Source organism: Longimicrobiaceae bacterium (assembly GCA_036375715.1).
Taxonomy (GTDB): Bacteria; Gemmatimonadota; Gemmatimonadetes; order Longimicrobiales; family Longimicrobiaceae; genus DASVBS01.
Genome location: DASVBS010000052.1, coordinates 1 through 4,746, shown reverse-complemented (window position 1 = coordinate 4,746; position 4,746 = coordinate 1). Strand labels below are relative to the sequence as shown.

5 protein-coding genes are annotated in these 4,746 nt (G+C 66.2%); all 5 read left to right on the top strand.

What is annotated here, in order from left to right:
* Positions 1–320: hypothetical protein (locus VF167_09705; protein HEX6925697.1), on the top strand; the 320-nt coding region annotated here is incomplete at its 5' end.
* 3 nt (positions 321–323) lie between these two features.
* The gene (locus tag VF167_09700; GenBank protein HEX6925696.1) at positions 324–1,007 is read left to right on the top strand and encodes a hypothetical protein; all 684 of its coding nucleotides are present in this window, start codon (positions 324–326) and stop codon (positions 1,005–1,007) included.
* On the top strand, positions 1,004–1,828 hold the full coding sequence (locus tag VF167_09695; GenBank protein HEX6925695.1) for an HNH endonuclease signature motif containing protein: 825 nt from the start codon (positions 1,004–1,006) through the stop codon (positions 1,826–1,828). The genes VF167_09700 and VF167_09695 overlap by 4 nt, the downstream gene beginning before the upstream one ends.
* 115 nt (positions 1,829–1,943) lie before the next feature.
* The gene (locus VF167_09690) at positions 1,944–2,429 is read left to right on the top strand and encodes a hypothetical protein (GenBank protein HEX6925694.1); all 486 of its coding nucleotides are present in this window, start codon (positions 1,944–1,946) and stop codon (positions 2,427–2,429) included.
* Positions 2,401–4,746 (top strand): terminase gpA endonuclease subunit (locus tag VF167_09685; GenBank protein HEX6925693.1); only part of this gene is annotated, 2,346 nt, incomplete at its 3' end. The genes VF167_09690 and VF167_09685, both read left to right, overlap by 29 nt.

The following is a 4,746-nucleotide window of genomic DNA, read 5'->3' as shown; positions in this document are numbered from 1 at the left end:
ACCCCTGCGGAGGAAGCCGCATGACCCAGCCGAACAACGCCGTAACCGCCACCGTGGTCTTCGAGGACGCGGAGGGCGCCGCGACGGATCCGGACGCGGGCACGAGCATCATCTGGCGGATCTACAACCGCCACCGGAAGCTGCTGGAGTCCGAAACCCAGGCCCTTGCCGACGCCACCAAAACGGCCACGGGCACCTACACCTACGACTACACACCCCCGCTCTCGCTGGCCGGTGCGGGCTTCTGGATCGAGGCGCACGCGACCGTGGGCGGCAAGCCGCAGTCGGCGTGGGCGTGGACCGACGTGGAGCTTCCGTAGCCGATGGAGATCACCGTCTCGACCAACGCGACCGAGGTCAGTCAGTTCCTCCGAGACCTCTACGCGGACCAAGTCCCCTTCGCCACCAGCCGCGCGCTCAACGCCGCGGCGCTCGCGTTCCAGACAAAGCAGCGGGGCGAGATGTCCGGCCGCTTCACGGTGCGACGAAAGCAGTGGGTCGATCGGTCGATCAAGATGCGCCGGACGGACTTTGCGACGAAGCGGAGCCTCGAGGCGTTCGTCCGCGTGGAGACCCCGGGCGATCCTTCCCGGTCCGACATCCTTGCGCAGCACGAGGACGGCGGCACGAAGCGGCCGAAGGACGGCGGCCATCTCGCGATCCCGCAGGACGTGCGGCGCACGGGCGCGGGCGTGATCCGCAAGGACCAGCGACCAAAGGCGTTTGGCTTCAGGCCGCACGGGAGCTCGGGCCGCGTGTTCGTGGGCGACAAGCGCACGGTGCTGATCTACACCGGCGGAGGCGGCGGGGTGATCCTCCAGAGGCAGGGCCGCAGGGGTAAGGGCAGCAGTAAGCGCGGGGGGCTCCGGCTGCTGTACCGGTTCACCAGCAAGGCGGACCTGGATGAGCGGCTGAGGTTCGTGGAGACGGCACACGAGACGGCGCCGGCGGCGTTCGCGAGGGCGTTCCCGGAGGAGTTTGCGAAGGCCGTGAGGAGCGCACGATGACGAAGGCGTGCAGGAAGTGCGGCGAGGTAAAGCCGCTGGAGGAGTTCAAGCTGTGCTCGGGCGGCAAGTGGCGCATCGGGGCGTGCAACGACTGCGAGGTGAAGCGGCACCGGGAGCGGAGGAAGCGGCTGGCGTACCCGGTGTCAGTCACGGAGAAGGAGTGCGCGAGCTGTGGTGAAGTAAAGCCGGCGAGCGCGTTTCACCCCGTGCCGATGAACACGGATGGGTTGAGAGGGCACTGCCGGGAATGCCACAAGGCGCTGCCGTCCAGGCGCTCGGGCGCGAGGAAGAAGCAAAGGCGGAAGGACGCCGTGAGGGCCGGGCGAGCATACCGCACGGAGCAGTCGATAAAGACGGGCCAGCGGTTTCGGGAGCACCTGCGCCGGGTGGATGCGGCACTGCGGCCACCAGTCCGTCGCTGCAACCCAGAGCGCACGCGCGGATGGGTGAAGCAACTGCTACAAGATGATCCGTCCGCACGGGGGTTGGCGTGGACCAGCCAAGTGTACCGAGCACGCTATCGGTATGACCCGGAGTTCAGAGCCAAGGAGATGGGGCGCCGGTACGCGCAGAAGCAGGCGGACCTGCTGGACGACGGCACGCTGACGCCGGCAGTGATGCGACGGTTGTTCGCGGCGGCCAAGCGTTGCCCGGACTGCGGCAGGAAATTGGGGCCGAGAGACAAGTCGCTCGACCACATCGAGCCTAAGTCGAGAGGCGGCGCGCACTCCATCTTCAACGCGCGGGTGGTGTGCAGGTCGTGCAACTCCAAGAAGCACGCCACGCTGCCCATGCAGATCCCGCTATCGGTGGCGGCATAGATGATTTCAGGACACATCGCGGGTCCCAGTCAGCGGTCCACCGAGGGTGACGCGCGAGCCCGATCCTCGGCTAGCCATAGGGATTTGGGGCGCTATTCCGCTTCCTGCAATGTGAATGGCTGAGTATCTGACGCAAGCCGAGCTGGCAAAGCGGCTAGATGTAAGCACGAGGTGGATCCGCGAACTCCGCGGAATGCCCCGCGAGCCACAGGGATACCCGTGGCCCGAGTGCCTGCACTGGTTCATTGAGTACCAGTCGGACAAGAAGGCCAGGATCAACGAAGAGACGGAGGAAGGATCCCTCGAATTAAGGAAGCTGGAGGCGGAAGTCAGGATACTCGAGGTCAAACTGGCGAAGGAAGAGGGAAGCGTCGTCTCGCTGGACGACCTGGAGAAGCTTCTGTCGGCACCGCTGTACCGACTGCGTGCCAAGCTTCTCGCCATGCCATCGAAGTGGGCGCCGGCTCTCGTCGGGTGCCGCACGATCGCGGAGGCGCAAGCCCGCTTGGAGGCGGCCGTCGAGGAGGCCATGCGGTCGCTCAGTGAGGAGGGCGAAGAGGACCCGGAGGACTATGCAGACGAAGCCGAGCGCGCGGCGTGAGTGGGTAAAGCGCCGGTCGGCCCTATTCCGGGCCGCGTTGGCGCCAGCGCCGCGACTGACTGTGTCCGAGTGGGCTGATCGCTATCGGCATCTGTCCCGAGAGGCGTCAGCCGAGCCGGGGAGGTGGAGTACCGCGCGCGCGCCGTACCAGCGCGGGATCTTGGATGCGTTCTCCGACCCCCTGATTGAAAAGGTGGTCGTGATGAGCTCGGCACAGGTGGGGAAGACCGAAATCGTCAACAACGTGGTTGGCTACTTTATCGACAAGGACCCCGCGCCCATTCTCGTCCTCCAGCCGACGCAGCAGATGGGGGAGGCGTGGTCAAAGGACCGGCTGGCCCCGATGCTCCGCGACACGCCGCGACTGCGGGGGAAGGTGAAGGACCCAAGGGCGCGCGATTCGGGGAATACCTTGCTGCACAAGGCTCTCGCACTGGACACGCCGCTGCCCACGCCAGAGGGCTGGACGACCGTGGGTGAGGTGCGGGTGGGTGACACGCTGTTTGACGAGCGGGGTCAGCCGTGCCGCGTCACCGACCTGACGCCGGTCTACCTGGGCCGGAGGTGTTATCGGGTGCGCTTCTCGGATGGTGAGGAGATCGTCGCGGACGCCGGGCACTTGTGGGCCGTGGAGCGATGGGTGGTGAAGAAGCGCCCGAAGCCGCACCAAGCCATTGTGCGCGAGTTGCTGACCACGGCCGACATGGTGGGGAGGGTCAGATCCGGAAAGCGGTTCCGGTTCGCGGTCCCGACTACTGAGCCGCTGAAGCTGGCGGACGCCCGTCTTCCGGTGCCGCCGTATGCCCTCGGGGTCTGGTTGGGGGATGGGTACTCTCACCGAGCGGCCGTGGTGATGGAACCCGCGGACGCAACGGAAGTACTCGGCCACCTTCGCGCGGAAGGGTTGGATGCCACGATCCGACCCGTTGCTGGCCGGGGAATCGTGGAAATCCTCCTTGAACCGCTCACCCGCAACACGCGGCGTGGGGCAGATGGGCGGATGATCGCAGCGGAGGACGGGGTGCGCGGCGCGCTCCGCTCAATGGACTTGGTGTCGCGCGCTGGTAGTGGTCGGAGCAAGAAGGTGATCCCGCCTGCGTACCTGCGCGCGAGCGAGGGGCAGAGATGGGACTTGTTGCAGGGGTTGATGGACGCGGGCGGAAGCGTGACGCCCCAGGGCTGGTGTCGGTTCGTCACCGTGCTTCCCGCTCTAGCTGATGGTGTGTGTGAGCTTCTGTCGTCGCTTGGGATCAAGTGGAGCCGCACAGACACGCCAGCGGGCGGGATTGTCCTGGGCTTCCAGTCGCCCTCGCAGCCGGTGTTCCGCCTCGCGCGCAAGCGAGAGCGCCAGCGCATACCGACGACCAACGCCACTCGGCGCCGAATCGTCGCGATTGAGCCAGAGCGGTCCGTTCCGGTGCGTTGCATCACTGTGGATAGTCCGGAGCACCTGTTCCTTGCCGGACGGCGCATGGTGCCGACTCACAACTCATTCCCCGGCGGTCACATTACCATCTCGGGCGCCAATTCGGCGGCGTCTCTCGCCTCCCGCCCGATCCGCGTCGTGCTCTGCGACGAGGTGGACCGATACCCGGCCAGCGCGGGCACCGAAGGCGATCCGGTGGCGCTTGCAACGAAGCGTACAGCCACGTTCTGGAACCGGAAGATTGGCGAATTCTCTACGCCGACAGTCAAGAACTTCTCGCGGATCGAGCAGAGTTACGAGCAGTCCGACCGCCGCCGCTATCACGTTCCCTGCCCCCATTGCGAGCACATGCAGGTGCTGGAGTGGCACAACCTCAAATGGGAGAACGGCGACCCGGAGACGGCCTCCTACATGTGCGAGGCGTGTGGCGTTCTGATCGAGGAGCAGCACAAGGGGAGGATGCTGGCAGAGGGCGTCTGGGTCGCCGAGAACCCCGGCCACCGCACCGCGGGATTCCACCTAAATTCGCTCTACTCTCCGTGGGCGCGCTGGTCGGAGCTGGTGCGCGAGTTTCTGGAGGCGAAGGGCAACCCCGAGCGGCTTAAGGTATTCGTCAACACGGTGCTCGGTCAGACCTGGGAGGAAGAGGGTGAGCGCGTGAACGCCGAATCCCTCTCCGGCCGCCGCGAGAAGTACCGGGCCGTGGTGCCCGATGGTGTGGGCCTACTGGTCGCCGCCGTGGACGTCCAAGGAGACCGGCTCGAGGTAAAGGTGAAGGGCTACGGCGCGGGCGAAGAATCCTGGGTGATCCACCACGAGCAGTTGTGGGGCGACCCTGGCCGCGACGAGGTGTGGCAGATGCTGGAAAACGTCCGCACGCGGGCATGGGAG

Coding starts and splice junctions, on each gene's coding strand:
- VF167_09700 (HEX6925696.1), top strand. CDS start 324: ATGGAGATCACCGTCTCGACCAACGCGACCGAGGTCAGTCAGTTCCTC.
- VF167_09695 (HEX6925695.1), top strand. CDS start 1,004: ATGACGAAGGCGTGCAGGAAGTGCGGCGAGGTAAAGCCGCTGGAGGAG.
- VF167_09690 (HEX6925694.1), top strand. CDS start 1,944: ATGGCTGAGTATCTGACGCAAGCCGAGCTGGCAAAGCGGCTAGATGTA.